The sequence below is a fragment of the Aeromonas sp. BIGb0405 genome, assembly GCF_024807335.1.
Lineage (GTDB): Bacteria > Pseudomonadota > Gammaproteobacteria > Enterobacterales > Aeromonadaceae > Aeromonas > Aeromonas rivuli.
This window is the reverse complement of record NZ_JANUEP010000001.1, coordinates 824,476-850,718: the sequence shown is the minus strand read 5'-3', so window position 1 is coordinate 850,718 and position 26,243 is coordinate 824,476. Positions and strand designations below refer to the sequence as shown.

The window sequence follows — 26,243 nt, the reverse complement described above, 5'->3', positions numbered from 1 at the left end:
AACGTGGCCGCTAGCGGGGCGGCTTCCGCAGGTTCAGCGCTGTTGTGGCCTCATTGGCCGGTGCGGCGACGCTCATCGACCCGCTCCGGATCCCGTATCAACGGACTGTGCCTGACCCAGACATGGCCGGTATTGAGCTCGAAGACAAGCGCCCTGTGGCCTGTGCCGCCCAGATCGTGGGCGCTGACCTCGAGGCCCTGAGCACGGACCAGCGCCCAGGCGGCCGCCACATTCTGGCTGGCGATATCCGGGGCATGACGTCCCCCCAACTGGGGGAACATGTTGCCGCCGCCAAACAGCTTGACCACGTATTCCCCGGGGGCTGAGCCCGTTTTGGCAACCCCTTGCAGCAAGATGGCCAGCGCCTCATCCGCATACTTGCCATTGAGCGAGTCAGGTCTCTGCCGTGCCATCTGCCTCTGGCTCAGCGGTCGATCGCGATGGCGCCGACTCGGCAGCATGAAGTGGCACATGCCGCCCCAGTGGTGGCGTGGGTGCCAGAGTGTCAGGCTGACACAGGAGCCGAGCTGGGTGCGCATCACCATAGGCTCCCGGCTAAACAGGGCCTCGCCGGGTTGCAGAGTCACCTCTCTCATGGGGCTCAGGGTTTGCGATAGATGGAAGGGGAGACCAGCTGCAGGCCAGTCTGGAGGCCATGCAGACTCTCGGCATGGCTGATGATGAGATAGCCCCCCTGACGCAGCAGGGGAAGCAGGCGGGCGAGCACTTGCTCCTTGGTCTCCCGGTTGAAGTAGATCATCACGTTGCGGATGAAGATGAGGTCGAATTGGCCGAGATCCGGCAGCGGCTTGTTGAGGTTGACCTGGCTGAAATGCACCCTCTCCTTGAGCTTGCGGTCGATGAGGAAGGTGCCCTCTTGCTGACCTATGCCCTTGAGGCAGTATTTCATCAGGTAGGCGGTCGGTATGTTGTGGGCCCGCTCTATGGCATAGAGGCCAGTCTTGGCCTGGGTCAGAACCCGGGAGCTGATATCGGAGGCGATGATCTCCCAGGGGGCCGCGACGCGGCGCTCTGCCAGGGTCATGGCGAGGCTGTAGGCCTCTTCCCCCGAGGAGCTGGCCGCGCTCCAGATCCGCAGCGCACGCTCCCGCGGGAAGTGGGGCACTATCTGCTCGCTCAGGAATTCGAAATGTTTGGGTTCGCGAAAGAAGTAGGTCTCATTGGTGGTCAGCAAGTCCAGGGCCAGTTGCAGCTCCAGCTTGGCCGAATCGCCCATGATGAGGTGAAAGTAATCCCCAAAACTCGGCAACTGGTAGTGGGAGAGCCGTTTGGCCAGCCGACTGCTGACCAGTGTCTTCTTGGCAGGGGAGAGATCGATGCCGGTGGCTTGATGCAGCCAGCGCTGAAATTGGCTGAATTCCTGATCGCTCAGGGCGGCATGTTCCAGCAAGTTCGCCTTCCTTGTGTGGTGTATCCGGTCGCTGACCGGAGCGAGCGGGAAGCCTTGGCTCCCCGCCCTCCTGGCTCAACGGCGCATCAGAAGCGCACAAAATCACCGTCGCTCTGACTTTTGCCATGAGCGACCGAGATCTCCTGCGGCGATCCCTCCTGATTGAGGAAGCGGCCGCGGCTGTTTCCTCGTGGGGTCGGCACCCTGAGTTCGGTCACCGTCCTGTGCTGCGCCAGGGTGAAGAAGCCCATGGATTGTTGCAGCTGTTCGGCCTGGCCGCTCATCTCCTCCGCGGTGGCGGCCAGCTCCTCACTGCTGGATGCGTTCTGCTGGGTCACCTGGCTGAGCTGGCTCATGGCCTTGTTGATCTGGCTGACCCCGGTGGATTGTTCCGCCGAGGCGGCACTGATCTCCTGCACCAGATCCGAGGTTCGGTTGATGGAGGGCACGATTTGATCGAGCAACTCTCCCGCGCGCTCTGCCATGTCGACACTGCTGGAGGCCAGCTCGCCAATCTCCTGGGCCGCGACCTGGCTGCGTTCTGCCAGCTTGCGCACCTCGGCCGCCACCACGGCAAATCCCTTGCCATGATCGCCAGCCCGGGCTGCTTCTATGGCCGCGTTGAGTGCCAGCAGGTTCGTCTGGTAGGCGATGTCATCGATGATGCTGATGCGTTTGGCTATCTGCTTCATGGCATCCACCGTCTGCTTGACCGCGCCGCCCCCTTCTATCGCCTCCTTGGCGGCCTTGCTTGCCATGCCATCGGTGACCTGGGCGTTCTCGGTATTCTGGTTGATGCTGGCGCTCATCTGCTCGATGGAGGCGCTGGTCTCCTCCATGCTCGAGGCCTGTTCACTGCTCGATTGGCTGATGCTCTGGGCGGTGGCGCTGACCTGTTCCGAGGCGCTGGACAGGTTGTCCGAGGCGCTGCGCACCTCTGTGACTATGGTGGTGAGGGCCGTGATGGTCTGGTTCAGGGCATCCTTGGTGGTGCCAAAGACCCCGGGGTAGTTCGCCTCGACCTTTTGGGTCAGATCCCCTTCGGCCAGGGCCTGAACCACCCGGATCACGTCCTTGAGGCTGGTGTCGATGACCTCGGCAATCTTGTTAATGCCTTCCCCCAAGTTCTTGAAGAAGCCAGCCTTGTCACCGAGGGCCATGCGTTTGCTCAGCTCGCCATCGATGACGGCTTGCACAATGTCGGATACCTCCCGTTCGACGGCGACCTCCTTGGTGCGGTCGTCCCACTCCACCACTGAACCGAGTCGCTCGCCCGCATCGCTGAACACAGGGTTGGCGACCAGGGAGAAGGTGCGCCCGCCGAGCTGGATCTGGGTGCGATAGGTGTTGGCCAATTTGGCCAGCATGCCGCGCTGGTGGCTGGGGTTCTTGTGGAAGGTATCTATGTTGCTGCCCATCAGCTGGCTGGTGTTGAAGTGGGGCAGCTCTGTCTTGATATCGCGCTCGGCCTCGGCCAGCATGACCTTGACCGACTCGTTCATGTAGATGATGTCGAGGTCGTTGTCGGCGATCATGACGTTGGTGGTGGCGCAGTCCAGCGCCTTCTTGACCCTCATGCTCTCGTCGGATGCCTGCTTGGCGGCGGCGTTGGCGGCCTTGACCTCCAACTCGATGGCGACCTCCTTGGTGCGATCGTTCCACTCAACCACGGTGCCGAGCCGTTCACCACTATCGCTGAACACAGGGTTGGCGACCAGGGCGAAGGTGCGCCCGCCGAGCAGTATCTGAGCGCGGTGAGTACTGGCGAGTTTGGCCAGCATGGTGCGCTGGTGGCTCGGGTTCTTGTGGAAGATGTCGATGTTTTTACCCATCAACTGACTGGCGTTGAAGTGGGGCAGATCGGTCTTGATGTCCGGCTCGGCGTCGAGCAGCATGGTGCCGACCGCTTCGTTCATATAGATGATGTCGAGGTTGTTGTCGGCGATCATCACGTTGGTGGTGGCGCAGTCCAGCGCCTTCTTCACCCTCAGGCTCTCCTCGGATGCCAGCTTGGCGGCGGTGTTGGCGGCCTTTATCTCGTTCTCGATGGCGACCTCTTTGGTGAGATCGTTCCACTCCACTACTGTGCCGAGCCGATCGCCTTCATTGTTGACGACGGGGCTGGCGATGAGGGAGAAGATGCGACCACCCAGGGCTATCTGGGTGCGGTAGGTTTTGTCGAGCTTGGCCAGCATGGCCCGCTGGTGGGAAGGATTCTTGTGAAAGCTGTCGATGTTCTTGCCCATCAGCTGCTTGACATCAAAGGCGGTCAGCTCCTTCTTGATGTCGCTTTCGGCCAGGCTGAGCATCTCCTTGATCGCCTCGTTCATGTAGATGATGTTGAGGTCTGTGTCGGCGATCATCAGGTTGGTCGTGGCACCGTCGAGGGCCTTGCGCACCCGGAAGTTTTCGGTATGAAGCTGTTGACTGGTCTGGGCCTCGGCCAGGTTGTTGCGCACCGTCTGGCCGAGGCGATCGAGCAGAAGATTGAACTCCTGACAGAGCTCCAGCAAGGGGCCACCGAGCCCGGTGAGGGGCAAGGGCTGCTCGAACTGGCCACTGGCTGCGGCCAGGTTGATGGCCCTGGCATCGCCCAGGGTCTGGGTTAACTGGGACAACAGCTGGGGGTGATCGTCGTTGTTGCCAAACAGCTTGCCGAAAAATGATTGAGTCATGAGCCTTATCCTTGTGCTGACACTCAGGTGATAGAAGTCGGGTACCTTACTATTGGGTCACTGCCATGGCCGCGTCCGGGCGATGGGATAGATCGTGAAGTTGCGCCATCTCGTCGATGGAGAGCACCTTTTGGGTGTTGAGCAAGATGACGAATCTGCCATTGACCTTGCCCATGCCGCTGATGAAGTCGGCGCGGATCTTGGCGCCGAAGCTGGGGGGCGGCTCTATCTCGTTGCGCGGTATGGTGAGCACCTCGGAGACGGCATCTACCACCACCCCAATGTCCTGGGTCTCCCCCTGATGTTCTCCCTCCTGGCTCAAGACCTCTATGATGACGATGCAACTGCGGCGGGTGATGGTCGAGGCGATATTGCCGAAGCGGGCATTGAGATCGACCACGGACACGACGGCGCCGCGCAGGTTGATGACACCACGAATAAAGTCGGGCATCAGGGGGATGGGGGTGATGTTGCCGTATTCGAGGATCTCCTTGACCCCGAGTATGTTGATGGCAAACATCTCGCCGTTGATGACGAAGGTGAGGTACTGGGCATCTCCCTGGGCCACGGAGGGCAGCAGGGGAGAGGCGAGGGTCAGTGCGGTGGATGGATTCATGGGGCCTCCGGTCAGAAACGAATAAAGTCGGCGTCATCCACCGGGCTCTTGTGACCCGTGGGTGCGCTCTGGGGTGGGGTCAGAAAGTGGCCTCGGGGTTGGGCGGTTTTGACTCTGATTTGACTGGCACCCACGCTGCGGGCGGGGGCGCTTGCCAGGGTGAAGAAGTCCATGGTCTGTTGCAGATCCCCGGCTTGGCTACTCATCTCTTCGGCCGTGGCGGCCAGCTCCTCGCTGCTGGCCGCGTTCTGCTGGGTTACCTGATTGAGCTGGTTCATCGCCTGGCTTATCTGGGTCACTGCGCCCGCCTGTTCGCCGGAGGCGGCACTGATCTCCTGTACCAGATCCGAGGTCTTGCGAATGGAGGGGACTATCCGTACCAGCAGCTCGCCAGCCAGCTCGGCCTGTTCCACACTGCTGCTCGACAGCTCGCTAATTTCCTGAGCAGCGACCTGGCTGCGTTCGGCCAGCTTGCGCACCTCGGCGGCCACCACGGCAAAACCTTTACCATGTTCGCCCGCTCTGGCCGCTTCGATGGCCGCGTTGAGGGCCAACAGATTCGTCTGGTAGGCGATGTCATCTATGATGCTCACCTTGCGCGCTATCTGCTGCATGGCGGTCACGGTTTGTTGCACAGAGGCACCGCCTTCTCCCGCCTCCCGGGCCGCCTGACCGGCCATGGCATCCGTCTGGCGGGCGTTGTCCGTGTTCTGGTTGATGCTGGCACTCATCTGCTCGACGGCCGCGCTGGTTTGCTCGACGCTGGCCGCCTGCTCGCTGGTGGCCTGACTCAGGGATTGGGCCGTGACACTGACCTGATTGGAGGCATTGCTCAGGTTGTCGGTGGCGCTGCGTACCTCGTCGATGATGTTGGTGAGGGCTGTGATGGTGTCGTTGAGACCATCCTTGGTGCGACCGAACACGCCCGGATAGGGTTGTTCTATGCGCTGGGTCAGGTCTCCCTTGGCCAAGGCAGTGGCGATGCGCATCACATCTCCCAGGCTGGTATCCGTCACCTCGGAGAGGCGATTGAGCAGCTCGCTCAGTCGCTTCACATACCCCTGACGCTGTTCCAGGCTGATACGGTAGCTGAAGTCGCCCTGCTCCACGGCGGCGCTCACCTGCTGCTCTATGTCGTTGATGAGGGCCCCCAGCTTGTCGACCATGTATTGCATGGCCTCAAGCAGCTGCCCCGCCTCGTCGCGGGAGTGGATCTCCAGCTTGACGTCAAGATCCCCCTCGGCCAACTGACGGGCGGCTTTGAGTGCCTGATTGATGGGGCCTGTGATGCTGCGAATAAGGCGCAGGCCAAACCAGATGGCTACCATCAGCCCCAGGACTATACCCACTACCACAGTGGGCAGCAGGCTGTGATAAGCGGATTGAGCCCGTTCAAATTCGGCCTTGGCAACCTCGAGTTGCAGGTTGACCAGCTCGGTTACCTTGCTGCTGATGGGATCTATGGTCCCATAGAGGCGGCCATCGAACTCATCCAGTGTCCCCGTTACCAGGCCATGCTGGGTCGCCAGGCGGTGGGTGAGCAAATTGAGATCCCGGTTTGCCGCCTCGAACAGGTTGATGGCCTGGGCCGATAGCCGCTGTTCATCTTCGGTGAGACGGGTTGCCTGATAGGCTTGCCATACCTGTTCAATCTGCTGCTGGGCATCTTTAAGCTCCTTGAGTGCCACCTCGGCGCTGATGAGGCCCGCATTTGCCTTGTTGACGTTATCGATGATGGCGACGGCGTACAGATCCGATATCTCCTTGAGTTGCTTGAGGGGCACGACCCTGTCCTGATAGACCCGCAGCAGGCCCTGATTGCCGTGGTGCATGCCGTACAGGCCCAGGCTGCTCAGCAGCAATAGCAACGCGCAGAGCGCGCCGAGCAGCAGAAAGAGGCGGGTCTTGATGGTGGCATCCTTGAACATGGCTTGCTCCTATTCAGTTGATACTCGATGGGGACGGAACATGCCCCGCGCCCTGATGGCCCAGCTGATGTAACTCCCGCTGGATGGCCGACTGCATCAAGGCGGGGATATCCAGGATCAGGGCGATGTCACCCCCTCCGAGGATGGAGGAGCCGCTGATGCCGCGCAGATGGTTGAACAGTTTGCCGAGGGGCTTGATGACGGTTTGCAGCTCCCCCAGCAGTTCGTCCACCACCAGTCCGGATTTTTGACCGCCATGGCTCACTACCACTATGTTTTCCCGTCGTCCCGGCTGGCTCTGGATGTCGAAATGCTGTTGCAGACGAACGAAGGGCAGCACCTCGCCGCGCAGGTTGATGTAGTCGCGTCCCAGGGTGTCTTGCAGTGCATCTTCGGTCAGCTCGACACACTCGATCACCATGTCCAGGGGGATGACGTAGTGAGCGCTGCCAACCCGCACCAGGAAGCCGTCTATGATGGCCAGGGTCAGGGGCAGGCGGATCCGGACCAGGGTGCCCTTGCCGGCTTCGCTATACAGTTCGACGCTGCCACGCAGCGCCTGAATGTTGCGTTTGACCACATCCATGCCGACCCCGCGCCCGGACAAATTGGTGACTGCCTCGGCGGTGGAAAAACCCGGCTCGAAGATGAGCTGGTAGATATCCTGCTCGCTGAGCTGTTGCCCCGGGACAATGATGTCGCGTTCGAGGGCTTTCTTGAGGATCCGCTCCTTGTCGAGCCCGGCGCCATCGTCTTGGATCTCGAGGACTATGCTACCGGAGTCATGAAAGGCGTTGAGGGTGAGGATGCCCTGGTTCGGCTTGCCAGCCTGCTGACGGCGCTCGGCCGATTCGATGCCGTGATCCATGGCATTGCGCACCAGGTGCATCAAGGGATCGCCAATTTTCTCCACCACCGACTTGTCGAGTTCGGTATCGGCCCCCGAGATGCGCAGGGTGATCTCTTTGCCAAGCTCCTGGCTCACGTCCCGTACCACCCTCTGGAAACGGTTGAAAGTCTCGCCGATGGGCACCATGCGCAGGTGCAGGGCGCCGTCGCGGATCTCCTCGACCAGCATGGCGATGACAGAGGTCGCCTCCAGCAGCTGACTGTCGCGGGAACGCTGGGCCAGCAAATTGGCTCCCGAGCTTGCCACCACCAACTCGCCGACCAGGTTGATGAGGTCATCCAGTTTGTCGGCGTGTACCCGCACGAAGCGCTGCTCCTTGCCCTGGCTCTGTTTCCTGAGGGCGGCATCGACCACCACCTCGTCCACGGCGCCCTGGGAGATGAGGATCTCGCCGAGCCGGGCATGAGGGATCTGCCCATGGCGATCCTGCAGGCGCAGGGCCGCCTCCAGTTCGAGCTGGGTGAGGGCCCCTGTCTTGACCAGCAACTGGCCCAGCATCTCGTTGTCTTCCGGCAGCGCCTCGATCAGCGCCAGGTACTCTGCCAGTTTGCTGTGGGGAGGCAGTATCAGGATCTGGCAGTCGTCGCGCACGAATTCGAACACCTCGCTGATGCTCTCCTTGCTGGCGGTGGAGTCGAAGTCGATCTCGTAACCGAGATAGCAGTTCTCGGGGTCGAACCCTTGCCAGTCGGGCAGGGCCATGGTGATGGTCTCTATCGAGACTATTTCCCCCAGCGTGGCGAGGTAGCGCAGAAACGAGGTGGGCTCCATGCCGTGTTTGAACACCTCTTGTCCAAAACGCAGGGAGATATGCCACAGCCCGGTCATGGCCTGCGGACCCTGGTCTTGTCGCTCGACGGGGCTGGGCTGGCTCCTGGGGAGCATTGCCAGGGGGGCTATATCATCCTGCTGATAGATCTGCAGGCGCTCACGCAGCGCCCCATCCTGGGCAAGCTCGGCCGGCCCAGGTTCATCCCCCTGCTCGACCACGATATTGACCAGCAGATTGATGTGATCGCAGCTCTCCAGCAGCAGCTTGATCAGCTCGGCAGAGATGGCGAGCCGGTGATTGCGCACCTGATCGAGTATGTCCTCGACGATGTGGGTAAAGCCTATGATGGGGGCCAGCCCGAACAGGCCAGCCGAACCCTTGATGGTGTGGGCGGCCCGGAATACGGCACCGATCAGTTCGTCATCGTCCGGGGTCGACTCCAGGCGCAGCAGGGAAGATTCCATCTCCTCCAGCAACTCCCGTGCCTCGACAAGGTAGGTTTGTAACGCCTGATCCAGATCCATGCTCGGGCTCCTTGTCGGTCTAGTCGTTGAGGGTGTAGCGCAGCAGAGTGGGATCGCCGAAGAAGCCGGAGAGGTTGCACAGCTCTATGGCATCGAGCACGGCCTGACTGTGAAACAGCAGATGCAGGCTACGCCCCTTGGCTTGGGACGCTTGCTTGGCGGCGATCAGCAGTTGCAGGCCGGCGCTGTCTATTTCGCTGACACCGGACAGGTCCATCTCAATCTCTTGCGGCTGCTCCAGCCACTCGCTCATCTGTTCCTTGAGTTCGCAGGCATGGTAGATGGTCATTTCTCCTTCCAGTTTCATGGCGATCTTGTCTGACATTCGTTCGGCATGTAGCGGCATAGGCACCTCTGACTAAGGCATGATGAGTTTGGCGACGGCGGCCAACATCTGTTCCGGTTGGAACGGCTTGACGACCCAGGCCTTGGCCCCGGCTGCCTGCCCCTCCTGCTTCTTGCTGTCCTGGGATTCGGTGGTCAGCATGATGATGGGAGTGAATTTGTAGCTGGGCAGCTTCTTGGCCTCCTTGACGAAGCTGATCCCGTCCATATTTGGCATATTGACGTCACTGATGATGAGGTTGATCTTCTTGCCATCGAGTTTGCGCAAGGCATCCCGACCATCGCAGGCATCGATGACATCGTAGCCAGCGGTTTTGAGAGTCATGCCGACAACCTGACGAATGGTGGCCGAGTCATCCACGATCAAGATGGTTTTTCCCATGCTTAGCTCCTAAAAAAAGGTGATGTCAGTGTCTGTTTTCTGTGCGGCGGCGTGCTTGCCATGGTGGATATTGCGCTGTTCGTCGGTGGCATAGGAGAGCTCCATGTCCGACAGCCAGCGCTCGGCATCGATGGCGAGCCGTTCATGGGCTGGAGCCTGTTTCGCCGCAATGAGGTGGTCAGACAGGCTCTCCATGTTCTGGCGAACATGGCTGAGGATCTGGCTGACCCTGTCCTGGAACTGGAGAGAGACGATGACGTCAGATATCTCGGCATGGATGCCGCTGCTCTCGTGTTGCAAGAGGGCCGCAGACTCGGCCAGGCTGGCGGTGGCACTGCGAAAGCGGGTCAACACTTGTTCTATGGATTGCTCCGAGTTCGCAACGGACTCGTGATCCTTGGTTGCCGCCAACTCGGCTATCTGGAGCACCTGACCAATGCCGGTGTTGATGGTATCGACCTTGCCGGACATCTTCTTGGCCGTCTCACTCGACAAGTGCGACAGGGTGCGCACCTCGCCGGCAACCACGGCGAAGCCGCGACCCGCCTCGCCGGCCCGGGCCGCTTCGATGGCCGCATTGAGGGCGAGCAGATTGGTTTGGGACGCTATCTTGGCCACATCCAGGGCCATGGCATTGAGCTCCTGGGTATAGGCGGTGAGCCCCTTGATCTCCGCCAGCATGGCGTCCCTGTTCTGCTGGGCCCTGTGCATGCTGGCCAGCACGGCATTGAGCTGTTGCTGACTCTCGGTCAGCACGGCGGCCATGCCTTGCGAGTTTTCACCGGCCAGATCCCCGGCTGCGTGATGGGACGCGGCGACCGCCTCTTCGAGCTTGGTGGAGATGCCGACGAAGCGTTCGGTGAGGCTGATCATGGCTCCCTCACTCTGCTGGCGGGAGTTCTCGATCTGCTTGGTCCAAATGGGGACGGCCTGTTCGCAGACCTGCTCCAGTCCAGCCAGGGCAGGCGCCACCACAGGTTGCAGGTTCTCAGGGGCAGGTTGCTGTGCGCTGGTCTGGTGGCGACTGAGCCAGATGCCAAAGATCAGAGCCGATGCCAGGTTGAGGGCCAGATAGGGATAAGGTATCCCCTGGGCCTGGATACAGAGCAGGATCCCGTTGATCACTGCCATGGTGAGCAGCCAGAAGAGGGGCGCCCGACCGGGGAAGATAGCGTTTTGTTTTGCCATACGTGAGCTCATCCGTGAACACGAGGGGAGCAATCGGTACTTATTTAAGGGCTGGGAAGCACAAGCAAATGCCGCTAATAATCGATTGCTCAGTAATGGTAGCTCAAAAAGAAAAAAGGCAAGGGATCAGCAAGATAAAGCGTGGAGAGGGGATGAACCGGGGGAGGGGTGAGGCAGAGGATGGCACTAGACCATCCTCTTATGGAACTTACTTCGTGAAAGAGCGCTTGCAGAAAACCCGCGACTGACGCTCGCAGAGGAGCGCCTCGCTACGACGCGGATCCTTCCGGGCGAGCGGCCTGCTGGCAACCCGCGACGGCATGGGCAATGAGTTCAAGGCCCGTCTGCTCGCAAGGAGGGAGCTCGGCATCACAGTGGCGAAGCGGGGTGACCCTGTCCCCCCACTTGATGAGGGCGGCGCCCCAGGTCAGGCCTGCGCCGAAGGCGGCGGTGAGCAGCCAGCTATCGGGGGCGACTCGGCCCTGCTCCAGTGCCTCGCACAGGGCGATAGGGACTGTGGCAGCGGAGGTGTTGCCATAGTTTTCGATGTTGATCATCACCTTGTCCATGGGGGCATTCATGCGCTTGGCGAGGGTCTCTATGATGCGGATATTGGCCTGATGGGGCACCATGAGGTCGACCTGCTCCGGGCTGATATTGGCCTGGGCCAACACGGCGCCGATCGCCTCACCCATGCCACGTACCGCGCGTTTGAAGATCTCCTGACCTTCGAAGTTGAAGGTGAACAGGCCATCAATATCGGCGAAACGGATGCGATCAGTGCCAAAGTTCGGGATGTGCAGGATCTCGCGCGCCTCGCCGTCACACCCCAGCTTGTTGGCGATGAGCCCAGCTTGCTGGTGGCTTGCCTCGACCACCACGGCCCCGGCGCCATCACCAAACAAGACGGCGGTGTCCCGCTTGGCCCAGTCCAGCAGTGTGGTCAGGCGTTCGGCGCCTATCACCAGCACCTTCTTCATCATGCCGGTCTGCACCAGGGCGGTGGCCACCGAGAGGGCATAGACAAATCCCGTACAGGCGGCATTGAGGTCGAATACGGCGGCATTGTGCGCTCCCAGCGCTTGCTGCACCGCTGAGGCGCCGTTCGGTACCAGCGTCCCCGGGGTGGCGGTCGCGAGTATGATGCCATCGAGTTGGTCGGCATCGAGGCCGGCACAGGCCAGGGCGCGACGAGCGGCCAGGGTGGCGAGGGCAGAGGTGCTGACATGGGAGACTCGGCGGGCCTTGATGCCGGTGCGGGAGTGGATCCACTCATCCGATGTTGCCATGATGGTGCAGAGATCGTCATTGCTCAGCACTGCGGGGGGCAGGCATTTTCCCCAACCTGTGATATTGGCGTAATTCATGGTGTGACCACTTGTCTGAGGGCCCTCAATCGGGCGAAGCATGAGGCGAAAAGTGGCGCAATTATGGCGTAATGGCCGGGATCTGTCATCCAGTGGTCATCTTGGGGGGGCATGGGGATGAAGCGCTGCGTCGGGTTGGATTACCGGTTGCAAACTGTTGCAGGTGCTTGAGGTCGTTGGCTATTTCGGCTCGGGTTAGGGAATGACGCCGCCCTGGATTAAGATGGACTTGGCCGACAAGGAGTGCGCGCGTGACATCAAGTATGAACCCCAATCTGAACCTGCTTCCCACCCTGAAAGTGCTGCTGGCAACCCGCAATCTCAGCCGGGCGGCGGAGCTTTTGCATCTGAGCCAACCGGCTATCAGCAAGCAGCTGAGCCAGCTTCGGGAGGAGTTTGGCGATGCGTTGCTGGTTCGGGAGGGACAACGCTGGCTGTTGACGCCAAGGGCCGAGGCCCTTGCGGTGGTGCTGGGAGAGTCGCTGGCCGGGATCGAGCGGCTCTATGCATCCCCCACCTTTGCCCCCGCCGACTGCGAGCGGGTCTTCAAGCTGGCCTCCTCGGACTACGTGGCTCAGTACATATTGCCGGATATTTGTGCCGAACTGGCCCGACAGGCGCCGGGAGCGGCGCTGGAGTACAACCTGTGGGACAAGCGTCAGTTACCCGAATTGTGGCAATCCGACCTGGATCTCGTGTCCACCATCACGGATCTGGTACCGGATCAGATCCGGGGTCTGCATCAGGGAGAGGACCAGCTGGCGGTGCTGATGGGACGCCATCACCCCCTCGCCGGGCGAGCGCTCAGCCTGGAAGATTACCTGGCCTGGCCCCACTTGCAGGTGAGTGGCGGCGGCGATAAAGACAGCCCGGTGGAGCAAGTACTGGCCCCGCAGGGGTTGACGCGGCGTTGGTTCGCCCGGGTCCCTTTTTTCCAGGCTGCCCTCGAGGTCTTGCTGCGCACCGATTGCCTGATGACGACTCCGGCACATATCGCCTGGCAGTTGAGCCAGCGCCATCAGCTCTGTTTTGTCTCACTGCCATTTCAGACAAGTTTCCAGCAGTACCACCTGATGTGGCACCAGCGTCACCATCAGGATCCGGCACATCGCTGGTTTCGCGAACTCGCTTTTCCTTTTCTGAAGGAGCATCTGCAGCGCACCATGAGGGCCAGCCGGGCCTGATCTTGGCGCCCGGTGCATCCGCCAGTTGCGGCTACCGCCCATGCATCGGGTGCTGAACTGGTGCGACCCGATCCGCTATAGCCATGGGTTATGGATTCTATTCATAACTTTCACTACTGGCATGGTGGGTATGGCGCTACCTTGACCAGCACTATGGGTTTTCGGAGTCACTGATATGGAATTGACAAGCTGGTTGGCCCTCGCTGCCATCTGCGTGATGGGCGCCATCAGCCCGGGGCCCAGTCTGGCATTGATCATCCGCAATACGGTACAGGGTGGGCAGCGGCACGGGGTGGCGACCGCGCTCGGCCATGGTCTGGGGGTCGGGATCTATGCGCTGATCACCGCCCTCGGCCTCGCCATCCTGATCACTCAGACCCCGCTGCTGTTTGATCTCATCCGCTATGGCGGCGCCGCCTTCCTCGCCTGGCTCGGCATCAAGGCGCTGCTTGCCAAACCCCAGGCCACTGGCGTCGAAGCGGGTGAGCATCAGAGCCGGGGCCGTCAGGGGGCCTTCGAAGGGTTCATGGTTGCCTTCCTCAACCCCCAGCTTGCCATCTTCTTCCTGGCGTTGTTCAGCCAGTTCGTCCACGCCGATACCGGTTGGCGGGAGGGGAGCATCATGATGCTGACCGCAGGTGGCATAGACGCGCTCTGGTATGTGCTGGTGGCCCTGCTGCTCTCCCGTGGCCCCGTGCTGGCCTGGCTCAAGGCCAAATCCTCCGTCATCGACAAACTGAGTGGCCTGGTGCTGCTGGGACTGGCGCTGAAAGTGGTGCTCTGACCCTCTGTTGAGGCTCATACCCAATGAAGCAGCTTTATCGCCCAGCCTGATGCATACAAGCCAAGACCGAACACCCCATGGGCGATGAGACTCTGGATCCGGGCAGAGGTCGGGTGCGTTGTGCGGGAGGCGGCGATGCCGGCGCCCATGCCTGGCTGCATGAGCAGGAAGGGCGCCACGACGGTACCAATGCCAATGATCAGTGCCGGGCCCAGAGTGGGAGCCTGAGTCCAGGATCCCCCCCAGATGCCAATCAGCAGTGCGGCGAAGGCGATACCTGTCAGGTAATGGGCCATCTATCGGCGACAGCTCGGCACGGGGTCATCTGTCACTGACGATCTCCCTGGCTCCTGCCTGTGCAACGAGGTCGGAGCCAGGGGGATGATGACTCAATGCGTTAACTATCTATCCCCTCCAGCTTGAGCAGCGCCCGCTTGATCGCCAATCCCCCCGCGTAGCCGGTCAGGCTGCCATTTTGGCCTATCACCCTATGGCAGGGCACTATGATGGAGAGCGGATTGCGGCCGTTGGCGGCGCCCACGGCGCGTACCGCCTTGGGCCTGCCGATGCGACGCGCTATCTCCCCATAGCTGCAGGTCTCGCCATAGGGAATGTCGCGCAGCGCCAGCCACACCGCTTGCTGGAACTCGGTTCCTTTGGCCGCGAGTGGCAGGGTGAACTCTTGACGCTCCCCGGTAAAATACTCGCGAAACTCCGCCAGATAGGGGGCCAGGGCTGCGGCATCTTGCTGCCACTCATCCTGGATGGCCAGGGGGCGTTCACCTTCCAGAAAATCCACATGACACAGACCCTGCGCATTGATGGCAATGAGCAAAGGACCGCAGTCGGTGGTCAGCAGGTCGTAACGGATCATGATGTTGTCTCCGGGTTGTCAGGGGTTGCGGCGGTCGGGGCGCGCTTGGGCCTTTTCGGCCTGGGGCCACTCTCGATGCCAAGCAGTTCAGGGGCAACGCTCATGGCGTGCCATAACCAGCTGGCGGCGTAAGCGCGCCAGGGGTGCCAGGGGTGACTGCGCGTCTCCATCTCGGGAACCGGCAGCTTTTGTCCAGTACCGAGCGCCTTTTGCAACACGAGATCCGAGGCCGGAAACGCATCCGTATCGCGACCGGTGCGCAGGCGCCAGTAAGCAATCGTCCAGGGGCCTATGCCGGGAAGGGCGAGTAACGCCTCATCACAATCCCCCTCCAGCACCAGCTCGCCGCTCACCATGGCGGCGGCGACCCCTTGCAGCGTGCGAATGCGGCTGCCGGGCATGCCGATGCCATCGAGATCCAGTGCGCACAACTGTGCCGGAGTCGGCAGCGCCGCCTCGCCAAATTGTGCCTCGGTGCGAGCCACCAGCCGCCCCATGATGGTAATGGCACCCTTGACCGATACCTGCTGGCCGACGATGGCGCGCAGCAGCACCTCATAATCACTCCAGCCCGCGGGCAGTCGCACGCCAGGGCTGTGCGCCGCGAGCCGTGCCAACAGCGGATCCCGGGTCAGATGTGCGCTTATCTGTCCCAGATCTGCATCCAGATCCCACATGCGCCGCACCCTGTGCAAGATGTCCGGCAGGGCGCGCAGCGTCACACCGTTCAGCGTCACGTTCAGGCTGTGGCCCAGGCCTGGCTCGACGCGGATCCACCCCTCACTGCCCTGAACCCGGTGGCGTCGCTCGTAAAAATCCGCTCCGGCTCGCTCCAGCCCCGGGATGGCGCGCAGCCGATAAAATGCCAGCATGGCGTGCACGTCATAAGGGGGCCGGTAGGCAAGGCGCAGCGTCAAGGTCGTCTCCCCCTTGAGCTCGGGAAGGGATGGGTGAGAGGAGGCGGCCCGCTGCGTGCGCGGCGCCATGCCATAGGCGTGTTGCCAGGCATCATTGAAGCGGCGAATGCTCGTGAAACCGGCCGCGTAGGCTATCTCGGTGATCGGCAGGCGGGTATCGGCGAGCAGACGCTTCGCGAGCAGCAGACGCCGTGTCTGCTCTATCTGCATCGGCGCGGCGCCGAGATGCTGTTCGAACTGGCGGCGCAGCGTGCGCTCGGTGACGCCGAGCGCGCGCGCGAGTTGTGCCAGGGATTGTTCGGCGAGCATGCCACTATCTATCGCCCTGAGCGCGCGAGTCAGCACCTCAGGCAGCACCTGCTGTAGGCCGGGGGCAAGCTCGGGGCGACAGCGCAGACAGGGTCTTAGCCCGAACTGCTCCGCATTCGCGGCGCTCTGAAAATAACGCACGTTGCGCTCAAGCGGCGCGCGCGCCGGGCAGATGGGACGGCAATAGATGCCGGTCGACAGCACGCCGGTGAAGAAGCGGCCATCGAAACGCGCATCGTGCGCCAACCGCGCCTCCAGACACTCGGCACGACTCAAGCCGATGCGGGCCTGCTCGTGCGCCTCGGCATGATCCGTGCCCGGTGCGGTCCCCTCGCTCACCACATGGGCGGCGGTGCTGGCGGAAACGGCACGCTTCGCGGGATCTGAACTGGCCATGGGGCGGCTCCTGTGACTGTGCGGCAGCACGAATATTGCCTTGGGAATAGGGTGGCGAGGGTGGGGGATGGCCCCATCACTCGCGTTTGCTATAGGCAGAGTAAGCGGGGTCGTGGGCGGATACTAGCCAGGATCGGACAGCAATATAAAAAAACAGACGCCCGGGGGCGTCTGTGTTGGCTGGGCCTGGCTCAAGGTGGCTGGGCGCGCACATCAGCGCAGGTAGCGTTGCTCGAGGTGTTTACGCAGCCATTGCGGGTTCAGCGCCTCGCCCGTTGCCCTGGCGATCAGCTCGTCCGTGTCGAACGCGCTGCCGTGTTGCCACAGGTTTTGCTGCAACCAGCCGAACACCTCGGCGAGTCGCCCCTGGGCAACCAGGTTGCCCAGGGTTTCACCGAGGCTGCGTTCCAGCGCGAAGCGCAGCTGCGCCGCGTACATGGCGCCGAGCGTGTAGCTAGGGAAGTAGCCGAATGAGCCATCAGTCCAGTGGATGTCCTGCATGCAACCATTCTGGTAATTGTCCTTGGTCGACAGGCCGAGCCACTGCTGCATCTTCATATCCCACAACCCGGGGATGTCTGCGACCTCGATGCGACCCTCGATGAGATCGCGCTCCAGCTCGTAGCGCAGTATGACGTGCGCCGGGTAGGTCACTTCGTCCGCATCGACACGGATGAGGCCGGGTTCGACCCGCTGGTACAGTTTTTCGAGATTCGCGGGGGCGAGGGCGGCCTGAGTGCCGAAATGGTGCTGGATACGGGGGGCGATCAGATTCAAGAACGCGGGATCATGGCCGAGCTGCATCTCGCAAAACAGGCTCTGGCTCTCGTGGATACCCATGGATCGCGCCTCGGCGACCGGCTGACCGAGCAGATTGCGTGGCAGACCCTGCTCATAACGGGCGTGGCCCGTCTCGTGCACTATGCCCATCAGGCTGGAGACGAACTCCTGCTCGTTGTAGCGGGTCGTGATCCGCACATCCGTCGGCACGCCGCCGCAGAACGGGTGGCTGCTGACGTCGAGGCGGCCGTGGGCGAAATCGAAGCCGAGCAGTGCCATCACCTCCTTGCCAAGTGCCTGCTGGGTGGCGATGGGGAAGGGGCCTTGCGGGGCAAGCAGCTCGTCACTCTGCTGTCGTGCGCTCACCGTCTGGATGAGGTTCGGCAGCCAGGCGCTGAGATCGCCGAAGATGCCATCGAGTCGTGCGCTCGTCATGCCCGGCTCATAGAGCGCCAGCATGGCGTCATAGGGACGGACATCAAGCGCCTCGGCGCGCAAGGAGGCCACCTCCCGCGACAGGGTCACCACCTCCTTGAGGTTGGGGGCAAAACCGGCCCAGTCGTTCTGCTTGCGCTGGCTGCGCCAGGCGTGTTCGCACTTGCTGCCGGCGAGCGACAATGCCTCGACGAGATCGCTCGGCAGCAGGCTCGCATCTTGCCAATGGCGTTTTATTTCGCGCAAGTTGGCGCCTTGCAGTTCGTCGAGCGGCTCGCCCTCGGCGGCGGCAATCCAGTCTGCTATCTGAGGCGCTGTGCGTTTGCCATGGATCAGCACCTCCAGCTCGGCCATGGCCTCGGCGCGGGCCTCATTGCCCCCCTCTGGCATGACGGCGGCCTGATCCCAGCCGCAGATGGCGCCAAGGTGTGCCAGACGGTGCAGCTGCTGTTGGTGCTGTGCAAGCTTCTGATATGACATACAGGGTCCTTGTTATTGTGTTTGGGTCCTTGCTGCCCGTGGGCAGCCCCGCTCCTGGCAAGGGCGGGCGCCCTGATGCTAGCATCGCCCCGGCGCCCGGGCCAACACCCGCCTGGTCAGTCATCGGTGTTCAGGGGTCGTTGCTTGCCGGTCATCCCTGGCTTAGCCCGCCATCGCATCGGCATGCTGACCTGCAGGCTGTCACGCTCAGTGACGACGGATTGAGGAGGCGGCGCGCGCTCAGGGATGGCAGGTCATCGCCATCGCAACACAGGCCTGACAATGGTGCAGCCATCAGGCGGCGCGGCGCATGTCCCGCGTGGCAAAGAGGCAGTAAAACGGGCGCCTTGGCGCCCGTTTTACTCTGGATATCATTTTATTGCGGATATTTGGGACGGGTTCAGTGGTGGGACGGCTTGGTATCTGGCTGCACCTCCTCTATCGGGGGCTGCGCCTTGTGTACCTTGTAGATGAAGTAGCCGGCATAGAAGCTGATCAGGGCCGCCGTCACCAGTATGACCAGCATGGACATCCACCCCACCGGGTGACCAAACATCAGGTTCAACCAAAAATCCATCTCATCTGCTCCTGCCATCCATCGATGACAGGCATGATAGATACCCCTTTAGAGGGCAGGAATGATCTCGATCAACTCCCATGCCGCTTATTTAATCGACGCTGACTTCTGTGATCAGACTCACGAGCATGGTTGCACCTAGCCCTGGAACCTGGCCTCGGTCAGGGCTTCAATGCGCCAACCCGCGCCTTCAAGCAGGGCCAGCAGTCCCTGGTCGCCATACAGGTGCAGGGCGCCGACCACCACGAAACTCTCGTTTGGCAGCTTGCCCAGACGAGTGAGCCAGTTGTGGTTGCGCTTGGCGAGCAGGGTCTGTTCCAGCCACTGTTGCAACTCGGGAGGGGCCATGTCGGCCTTGAGCAGAGCAATCAGCTGGCCCTGATCGCCATCCTGCCACGCCTGGAGAATGGCGGCGAAGCTGGCATCGAGTTCGGGCAGCTCGTCCAGGGTGGCACTCAGCATCAGGTCTTGATGCTCTGCCACGCTCGCGAGGTAACCGAGCTGTTCGGTGAGACTCTCCAGCCCCTGTATGGGCTTGCCGCTCTTGGCGGCCAGGGTGGTGAAGTGCTGATCGATGCCGTATTGACCGCTAAACGCCGTCTTGGCGAGGGCGCTCTGGGTCAGGGTGATGGCGGCAAACCAGGGTTGCAGCGCATCCAGGCTCCCATCCGGCAGGCCCAACTGTCTGGCCGCCACTATGGTGCGTTGATAGAGCGCAGGTTCTATCTGGCTGGCCAGGGTCTGGCCGCTCGGCAAGCGCGTCAGACTCGCCATCTGTTGCCATTCGCTGCTCGGGATATTCTGCATATCGACCTCGACGACCAGGGCCCGACTCTGGGCCCAGGCGCGCTCTATGCTGGTCGGCAGGGGATAGATGCTCGCCTCGGCGGCATGGATGGAGCCGAGCAGCCAGAACTGCTGGTCCCCCTTGCTCAGCTGATAGAAGGCGGGTTCGGCCAGCAGCCTTGTTGGCAGCAGCAGCCAGAGGAGCAGGGGCAGTAGCAGGCGGGGGGTGGGCATGGAACTCCTTAGCGGTGGGCAGTTTGCACATGATTCATGGGATGGCTTGGGTCTATGATAAGGCCTCATCACTATCAGCCAAGAGGTTTTCCCATGCCCCACCTGCGTTTTCGCGCCGTCGACATCGAGACAGTACAAGGGATCAGCACTCGGCTCGTTGCCGATCTCTGCACCCTGACCGGCGGTAAACCCGAGTTTGTCACCCTGGAGTGCCTGACCCATCCCTTCGTGCGCGACGGGGCGCAGGCGCGGGGCAACCCCTTCGTCGAGCTGGTCTGGTTTGCCCGCCCGCAGGCGCAACAAGATGAGGCGGCGGCGCTCATCACCCGCCATCTCAAGCAGGCGCTGGGGGAGCAGACCCATGTGGTGGTGCAGGTGTTGCCCATCGACAAATCAGCCTACTACAGCAACGGCGAGCATTACTGAGGGTGTCACTGTGCGGAGCCGCCCCGACTTCGGTTAACCACGGGCTATGGCCTGTTCCTGTCTACCCCAGGCTGACGGAGATCAGGCGGATTTGGCGAGCAGGGCGTCGAGCCAGCGACTCGGCAGCAGGCGGCGCAAGATGGCAAACAGCTTGGTCGGCAGCGTCACCCCGTAGCGATGGCGGGGGCGCCGGCTCCCTAGCGCATGGAGCAGGGGCGGCACGCACGCCTCACTTGGCAGGGTGAAGCGCCCGCTTGGTCCCTCTTTCTCCAACCTGGCGAGGGTCAGGCGATAATCCCCTTCATGGCGACTGCGGACCGAGCCCAGGTGATGCAAGAACGCGGCGCGGGCATTGGCGCGAAAACGGGTGTCGATAGGGCCCGGCTCTATCAGGCTGACCTCGACGCCGCTGCCCCTGAGTTCGAGGCGCAGGGTGTCGGTGTAACCCTCAAGGGCAAACTTGCTGGCGTTATAGGCGCCGCGATATCTCATGGCAACCAGTCCCAGCACAGAGCTGTTTTGCACGATGCGGCCCTCGCCTGCGGCCAGCATGCTTGGCAGCACCTGGCGAATGAGATGATGCCAGCCGAACAGATTGGTCTGGAATTGCGCACGCAGGGCAGGGGTCGGCAGATCTTCGATGGCGCCGGGCTGGCCGTAGGCACCGTTATTGAACAGGCCATAGAGGCGGCCTCCGGCCAGTTGCATCGCCTCGCGGGCGCCAGCCTCAATGCTGGCTTCATCATCGAGATCCAGCCGCACCGCCAGCAGACCTTCCCCTTGCAAACGTGTCACGTCTTCGGGGCGTCTGGCCGAGGCGATGGCCGTGAAGCCGGCAGCGCCGAGGGCCCGGGCGGCGGCCAGGCCTATGCCGCTTGAGCAACCGGTGATCAGCACGAAACGGGACATGGCACTCTCCTTGGGAAGGGAAGGCGTCATAGTAGCGCGCAACCCCATAAAACAAAACCGGGCCAATTGGCCCGGTTTTTCTTTATGGTCAGCAGCTTACAGAATGGTAAACGGCATGATGATGTGGAACTTGACGTCATGCTCTGAGGTGAACATGTTCGGGTAGTACCAGCTGCCCTTCTCGTCTTGTTCGTTGTTGTAATCGGTGTAGTGCAGTTTGAACAGGGTGCCTTTCAGCTTGCCGTCTTGCACTGTGTACATGACGTCGAAGTTGGCGGCCCACTCTTTGCCGTCTTCATCCAGGCTCTTGTCGCCATTCTGAGCGCCCCAACCATAGGCACCGGAGACACCGACGGTCCAGCCAGGGGCGCCGACCAGGTCATCCAGGGAGCGAGTCACACCGGCAAACAGGGCGATCTCGCCGTTCTCGTTCCAGTCGGAGCGGGAATCCCACCAAATCTCGTTCGCACCCTGGGAGTTGGCGTAGCCAGTGGTCAGACGGGGCAGGTAGTTACCCAGGTCACCATCAGCCTTGGTGTACAGACCCTCGGCACGGAAGCCGTAAGGACCCATGGCCCAGCTGGCGGTCAGCGCCTGTTGCCATGCCAGACCATCGTAGTCGTCGTTGTCGGTGTTGGAGCCGTAGAACTGGTAGCTGGTGTTCAGGCCACCCAGTACGTCAAATTTGTGGGCCAGCTTGAAGTGGTAGCTGTCCATGTAGCCTTGGGATTGACCGAAGGAGCCAGTGACCGCGGTGCCGCCATCGAAGGTGTAGCGAGCGGCCAGACCGTGGATGTAGTCGATGCTGTTTTCGTCATTGAAGGCGACATCGCTGCCGGCATACATGGTCTTCTTGGAGAAACCAGCGGTTTCCTTGAACCAGGGGGCCTTGTATTCGTCGGCAATGGCGTAGGTCAGGTAGAGACCACCGAAGTTACCCTCGATCTGACCACCACGGTAGGTACCGGGTTGATAGGACCAGTTGACGCCCAGGATACCCGGTACGTAGAGCTGAGTCAGACCACCCTTGGCGGTGATGGCACCGTCCATGAAGCGCAGTTTCAGCGCCGCGTTGGAGAGGCTGAAGCCACCCTCGGGCACACCGTCCATCTTGTCGCCCCACTTGGTGCCGATGAAGGAGAATTCGTTCTCCTCGTTGACGCCGTTGCTCTCGTCGACAGACAGGTCATAGGCACCGAAACCACCCACATCGATACCGACTACATCCCAGGCATGGCCGGAGTTGTAGTTCAGGGAAATCTGGGAGGTGGCGTGGGCCAGGTTATCGTGGTACTTGCCGTCACCGGCGCCCTCTTTACGGACACGGTCACGCTGGAAGTAGAAGAGACCGCCGTTGAGCTTACCCTCTTCGTAGAATTTGCTGGCAGCCGCTTTATAGGCGGGGCTGACTTCATCGGCAGCCAATGCCAAACCGGGGGAGAGCAGCGCGGCGATGACCGCAGTACTCAAGGCAGCACGCTTGAAGATCACTTTTTCCATTTTAAATTGCTCCTGATTATATGGACTTAGCTTTTTTATCCGGCGATCTGGCATCAGGCCGTCGCACGGTATTGGCATTGCAATCAAAACCCTGAAGGGCAAAAAAAAGACGTTTCTCTCGCTGTTCTGCCTCGATGTCTTGGCTCATCAATCGCGAACAGTGCTTGGCTCTGTACAACTTTTATTTTTTGTGTACCGACCTTGGCGGATCGGATAAGGCAAGAGTACGTTCGCGGTGCGAAATATCAATTAAAAGTTCCCGCCAAGTTTCAAAAATATGACCGAGTGCAAATAAATGTATCATTAAGGGGAAAGTCGCTCAGGCGGCGGTATGACTGGCACGATAACGTTTTCAGATGTAATTGTGTCACCCCGGTGCGGTGGCAGGCGGCTTGTGCCGAACTTTGTATGTTAACCAGTATTTAACAGTTAATTTTGTGCCGCAAAAAAAGCTCGCGCGAGGCGAGCCGAATAAAATGAGCGGTGCTGGCGCCTGTGATTCAGGGCTGATGGCCGAGGATCTTGGGGATCTGCCCTGCCTGGTGCTGTATGTGCCCCGAGACCTGGACCGAGAGCTGGCTGACCTGGTGGGCATGCTGGCTGATCTTGCCGATCAGTGCCGCGAAAGTGGCGAGCTTGCGCTCCTGGCTCTTGGCGTTGTCCGCTCCCTGCAGGGCGATGACGGCCGTGCTGCGCGCCATGTCCCGTACCTGCTGGGTGGTCTGGCGCAGTTGCTCGGCCTGCTGGCGTTGCTGGGCCGACTCGCGATGAATGCGGCCAAGGACTGCGGTGATCTGCTCTCCCGAGCCGGTGAGGCGCTGCAATATCTCGGTGATCTGGCCAAGGGAGCGCTGGGTGTCGCCGGAGAGGTGGCGCACCTCGTCGGCCACCACGGCAAACCCCCGGCCATGCTCCCCTGCCCGGGCCGCTTCGATGGCGGCATTGAGCGCCAGCAAGTTGGTCTGCTGGGCGATATGGCCAATCACATCGACGATGGCGGTGACGTCATCGACGGAGCGGCGCAGTTCGGTCAGGGCATCGCCACTCTCATGGATAGCCTGGCCGGTCAGTTCGGTCGCCTGCAGCATGCCTCCCACCAGTTGTTCACTGTCTGTCATCGACTGTTCGTTGTGTTGGGCATGGAGGGCGATATCCGCGGCCACCTGATGCACCTCGCTGGCGAGCAGGTTCAGTTCGTTCATCATCAGCTCCCCTTCGTCCACCGCCTGCTCAGTGGTGTGAGTGCGCTGGTGGATGTCCTGCACCTGACTGACCATGCCTTGCAAACTGAGGGAGACCGCCTCGAGCTGGCCCTCCTTGTGCGACTGTTCCTGCTGCTTGTGGGCGAGCAACCGGTTGTAGCTTGCCACTATGTCGGCCAGCTCGTTACGCTCGCGCCCCTGTCGCAAGGGCTCGGCCAGGCCGGTCTGCTCGAGCTGGATGAAGGCGGCGCGCAACCGATGCAGGGGGCCGACTATCCAGCGCCGCTGACACCAGGCGAACAGCAGCGCCGTCATGACCAGGGCGAGGGCCAGGCTGCCCAGCACGGTGGCCAGCTGGCCATTGACCTGCTGGCGCTCGGCGCCGAGGGCATCCCCCATCCGGGTCAAGGCGGTGAGCATCTTGTCGAGATCCCGATTGACCGCCTCGCGGGCCGCCTCTTGCCGGGCCAGGGCCTGCTGGCTGTTGATCAGCTCCTGAGGGTAGCGACGCAGCAGGCTCTGCAACTCGTTGCGGGGCTGCTGGCCCAGATCGCGCCGCTCGGGCTCGCCCAGGGTGAACTCCTCTTCGGCGGGAGCCGCCTCGAGCAGCCCAAGCAGCGGCAGGGCGGCCAGCGCGTCGGCCTGGCGGCTCAGGCTGGCGAGCTCAAACTGCAGGGCCTCTAATTGCTGGGCACTGCCCTGGGCCATGTATTGCTGGCGCAGATGAATGAGGTGGGGCAGGGCGGCGAGCATGTCCGCGGCGCCCTGGCGATAGGCGGCCGCGCTCGGGGCATCGCTGCCCTGGCCGTAGCGCAGCAGCATCTTGGCCTGCTCGGTCAGCTCGCGTTCGGCATTTTGCAGCAAACCCTGACTGTTGCCGGAGAGCTTGCCGGCGGCGAGATAGTCGCTCGCTATCTTCTTGCCCATTAGCTCAAGCTCGGCTCTGAGGGGCATGGTCTGCGGGCTATCCAGGTGATCCAGCTGATTGAGGGCCTGGCGGCGCGCCCCTTCGGCACTGGCGAGACGCACCGGATCACCGCTGGCCAGATAGTCGCGCAGTGCCCCTTGCAGGGTGCTGGTGAGCCGCTGGGCGAGGCGATCATGCTGATGCTGGTTGGCTTCGCTCACACTGAGCTGGCGCCAGCCATAGCCGAGGGCTGCGCTGAGCACGCTGGCGAGCAAGATCAAAACCAGTGCTGCGAGGGCGGAGTAACGGGAGATATTCACCAAAAGAGTCCTGCTTGAACGACGAACGGCGTCAGCTTAAGCAGGCTTGATGGCAGTTTGATGACAAGGATTCAGGGGGTTGCGTTGGGCAGGAGTGGCTCATGTTTGGCCGGGCTGGCCTTGAGACCGAGCAGGGCGCCCCCCAGGATCAGGGTGCCGGCCAGCACGTGGCGCAGGGTCAGCTCCTCCCCATTGAGCCAGACCAGCAGCAGGGTGCTGAGCAGTGGCGTCAGGTAGGAGAGGGCCCCGATACGGCGGGGATCCCCGTCCCGCAGCGCCAGATACCAGGTGACAAAGGCTGCGCCCATGGGCCCAAGGGCCAGGCCTGTGATGAGGGCCCAGTCAGCGGTTGGTATGGTCGTCAGGGGCAGGGGGCCTTCCAGTTGCCAGGCCATCAGCAGGGCGAGCAGGCCTGCGGGCAGGCAGGCGGCCGCGACCATGACCGCCGGGGCGGCGGGCAGGCGCCGTGACAATACCGAATAGCCGCCCCAGATGATGGCGGCGCCCAGGGCCAGCAGATAGCCGGGCAGATAGGCATATTGCAGCTGCAGCTCGCCATTGACCATCACCAGCACGCTGCCGGCCAGCCCCAGCAGCCCCGCCAGCAGGTGGTGACCCTGCAGGGGATGGCCGGGCAGCAACAGCGGGGTGAACAGTATGATGAACAGCGGCCACAGATAGTTGATGAGATTGGCCTCAAGCACGGGGGCGTGGCGAAAGCTCATAAACAGCAGCAGGTGATAGAACAGCAGCGCGGTGATGGTGACCAGCCAGGTGACGGGGCTGGCGCGCCATTGGCGCCAGAATGGCAAGGCGCCTGCGCCGCAAAACAGCAGCACCAGGCCCACCAGCACCAGAGGTGACACGCTGGTGACTCTGGAGGTGAGAGCGGCCAGAGAGGCCCACAGCAAGATGGTGAGCAAGGCAAAACCGGTGGAGCGATCGCGCAGGGGCGAACCAGACATCTTCCAATCCTTGTGAGAGAAGCCAGAGAGGGGGCCAGTCTAGCAGACGGGCCCCCTCTCTCCTATGCCTGCCGACCTGGGGTCGGGCAGGCTTTTTCATCCATTCATTCGCCGGTTTGTGATGCCAGGCGAGTTGTCCG

General features: G+C 61.8%; 23 protein-coding genes. 3 read left to right on the top strand and 20 right to left on the bottom strand.

Features of this window, described 5'->3' with window-relative positions:
- Positions 1-50: 50 nt before the first annotated feature.
- The 10 genes from M2366_RS03940 to M2366_RS03895 all read right to left on the bottom strand — a co-directional run bounded on the left by M2366_RS03940 (position 51) and on the right by M2366_RS03895 (position 12,118).
- Entirely contained in the window at positions 51-596 is a 546-nt protein-coding gene (locus M2366_RS03940) for a chemotaxis protein CheD (RefSeq protein ID WP_259269016.1), read from the bottom strand.
- A gap of 5 nt (positions 597-601) precedes the next feature.
- Positions 602-1,411, bottom strand: a complete 810-nt coding sequence (locus M2366_RS03935; RefSeq protein ID WP_259269015.1) for a protein-glutamate O-methyltransferase CheR — start codon at positions 1,409-1,411, stop codon at positions 602-604.
- Between the two features lie 86 nt (positions 1,412-1,497).
- Positions 1,498-4,086, bottom strand: coding sequence for a methyl-accepting chemotaxis protein (locus M2366_RS03930; protein WP_310508847.1), 2,589 nt, complete (start codon positions 4,084-4,086; stop codon positions 1,498-1,500).
- 49 nt (positions 4,087-4,135) lie between these two features.
- The gene (locus M2366_RS03925; protein WP_042041345.1) at positions 4,136-4,702 is read right to left on the bottom strand and encodes a chemotaxis protein CheW; all 567 of its coding nucleotides are present in this window, start codon (positions 4,700-4,702) and stop codon (positions 4,136-4,138) included.
- An 11-nt stretch (positions 4,703-4,713) separates the two neighbouring features.
- On the bottom strand, positions 4,714-6,630 hold the full coding sequence (locus tag M2366_RS03920) for a methyl-accepting chemotaxis protein (RefSeq protein WP_259269014.1): 1,917 nt from the start codon (positions 6,628-6,630) through the stop codon (positions 4,714-4,716).
- A gap of 13 nt (positions 6,631-6,643) precedes the next feature.
- Positions 6,644-8,836 (bottom strand): chemotaxis protein CheA, encoded by a 2,193-nt coding sequence (locus M2366_RS03915; protein ID WP_259269013.1) that lies wholly within the window; start codon positions 8,834-8,836, stop codon positions 6,644-6,646.
- A 19-nt stretch (positions 8,837-8,855) separates the two neighbouring features.
- Positions 8,856-9,143 (bottom strand): lipid asymmetry maintenance protein MlaB, encoded by a 288-nt coding sequence (locus M2366_RS03910; protein ID WP_259269012.1) that lies wholly within the window; start codon positions 9,141-9,143, stop codon positions 8,856-8,858.
- 51 nt (positions 9,144-9,194) lie between these two features.
- Positions 9,195-9,563: a response regulator gene (locus tag M2366_RS03905; protein WP_042041350.1), complete on the bottom strand. Its 369-nt coding sequence runs from the start codon at positions 9,561-9,563 to the stop codon at positions 9,195-9,197.
- 9 nt (positions 9,564-9,572) lie between these two features.
- Positions 9,573-10,751: a methyl-accepting chemotaxis protein gene (locus tag M2366_RS03900; protein WP_259269011.1), complete on the bottom strand. Its 1,179-nt coding sequence runs from the start codon at positions 10,749-10,751 to the stop codon at positions 9,573-9,575.
- Positions 10,752-11,020: 269 nt separating this feature from the next.
- Positions 11,021-12,118 carry a ketoacyl-ACP synthase III gene (locus M2366_RS03895; protein WP_259269010.1) on the bottom strand — a complete coding sequence of 366 codons (1,098 nt, stop codon included), beginning with the start codon at positions 12,116-12,118 and terminating at the stop codon, positions 11,021-11,023.
- A gap of 263 nt (positions 12,119-12,381) precedes the next feature.
- Between M2366_RS03895 and M2366_RS03890 the strand changes: the two genes are divergently transcribed.
- Both M2366_RS03890 and M2366_RS03885 read left to right on the top strand, forming a co-directional pair.
- The gene (locus M2366_RS03890) at positions 12,382-13,302 is read left to right on the top strand and encodes a LysR family transcriptional regulator (protein WP_259269107.1); all 921 of its coding nucleotides are present in this window, start codon (positions 12,382-12,384) and stop codon (positions 13,300-13,302) included.
- Between the two features lie 175 nt (positions 13,303-13,477).
- Positions 13,478-14,086, top strand: coding sequence for a LysE family translocator (locus M2366_RS03885; RefSeq protein ID WP_224432329.1), 609 nt, complete (start codon positions 13,478-13,480; stop codon positions 14,084-14,086).
- Between the two features lie 14 nt (positions 14,087-14,100).
- On the opposite strand, the gene M2366_RS03880 is transcribed toward M2366_RS03885, so the two are convergent.
- The 6 genes from M2366_RS03880 to M2366_RS03855 form a co-directional block, all read right to left on the bottom strand.
- On the bottom strand, positions 14,101-14,382 hold the full coding sequence (locus M2366_RS03880) for a DUF2938 domain-containing protein (RefSeq protein ID WP_259236502.1): 282 nt from the start codon (positions 14,380-14,382) through the stop codon (positions 14,101-14,103).
- 101 nt (positions 14,383-14,483) lie between these two features.
- Positions 14,484-14,960 (bottom strand): methylated-DNA--[protein]-cysteine S-methyltransferase, encoded by a 477-nt coding sequence (locus tag M2366_RS03875; protein ID WP_259269009.1) that lies wholly within the window; start codon positions 14,958-14,960, stop codon positions 14,484-14,486.
- On the bottom strand, positions 14,957-16,582 hold the full coding sequence (locus M2366_RS03870) for an AlkA N-terminal domain-containing protein (protein WP_259269008.1): 1,626 nt from the start codon (positions 16,580-16,582) through the stop codon (positions 14,957-14,959). Before M2366_RS03870 ends, M2366_RS03875 begins: the two co-directional genes overlap by 4 nt.
- Positions 16,583-16,795: 213 nt before the next feature.
- Positions 16,796-18,277: a carboxypeptidase M32 gene (locus M2366_RS03865; protein ID WP_259269007.1), complete on the bottom strand. Its 1,482-nt coding sequence runs from the start codon at positions 18,275-18,277 to the stop codon at positions 16,796-16,798.
- Between the two features lie 400 nt (positions 18,278-18,677).
- Positions 18,678-18,854, bottom strand: coding sequence for a DUF3149 domain-containing protein (locus M2366_RS03860; protein WP_084218167.1), 177 nt, complete (start codon positions 18,852-18,854; stop codon positions 18,678-18,680).
- 138 nt (positions 18,855-18,992) lie between these two features.
- Positions 18,993-19,874, bottom strand: coding sequence for a TraB/GumN family protein (locus M2366_RS03855; protein WP_259269006.1), 882 nt, complete (start codon positions 19,872-19,874; stop codon positions 18,993-18,995).
- Positions 19,875-19,967: 93 nt separating this feature from the next.
- Here M2366_RS03855 and M2366_RS03850 point away from each other — a divergent pair, with 93 nt between their 5' ends.
- The gene (locus M2366_RS03850) at positions 19,968-20,300 is read left to right on the top strand and encodes a DUF1904 domain-containing protein (protein WP_259269005.1); all 333 of its coding nucleotides are present in this window, start codon (positions 19,968-19,970) and stop codon (positions 20,298-20,300) included.
- Positions 20,301-20,381: 81 nt separating this feature from the next.
- Here M2366_RS03850 and M2366_RS03845 read toward each other — a convergent pair whose 3' ends face one another.
- From M2366_RS03845 to M2366_RS03830, 4 genes are all read right to left on the bottom strand, one after another.
- Positions 20,382-21,209, bottom strand: a complete 828-nt coding sequence (locus tag M2366_RS03845; RefSeq protein WP_224432336.1) for an SDR family oxidoreductase — start codon at positions 21,207-21,209, stop codon at positions 20,382-20,384.
- 96 nt (positions 21,210-21,305) lie between these two features.
- Entirely contained in the window at positions 21,306-22,709 is a 1,404-nt protein-coding gene (locus M2366_RS03840) for an OprD family outer membrane porin (RefSeq protein ID WP_042041362.1), read from the bottom strand.
- 500 nt (positions 22,710-23,209) lie between these two features.
- Positions 23,210-25,138, bottom strand: a complete 1,929-nt coding sequence (locus M2366_RS03835) for a methyl-accepting chemotaxis protein (RefSeq protein WP_259269004.1) — start codon at positions 25,136-25,138, stop codon at positions 23,210-23,212.
- A gap of 71 nt (positions 25,139-25,209) precedes the next feature.
- Positions 25,210-26,103 (bottom strand): DMT family transporter, encoded by an 894-nt coding sequence (locus M2366_RS03830; RefSeq protein ID WP_259269003.1) that lies wholly within the window; start codon positions 26,101-26,103, stop codon positions 25,210-25,212.
- Positions 26,104-26,243: the final 140 nt, after the last annotated feature.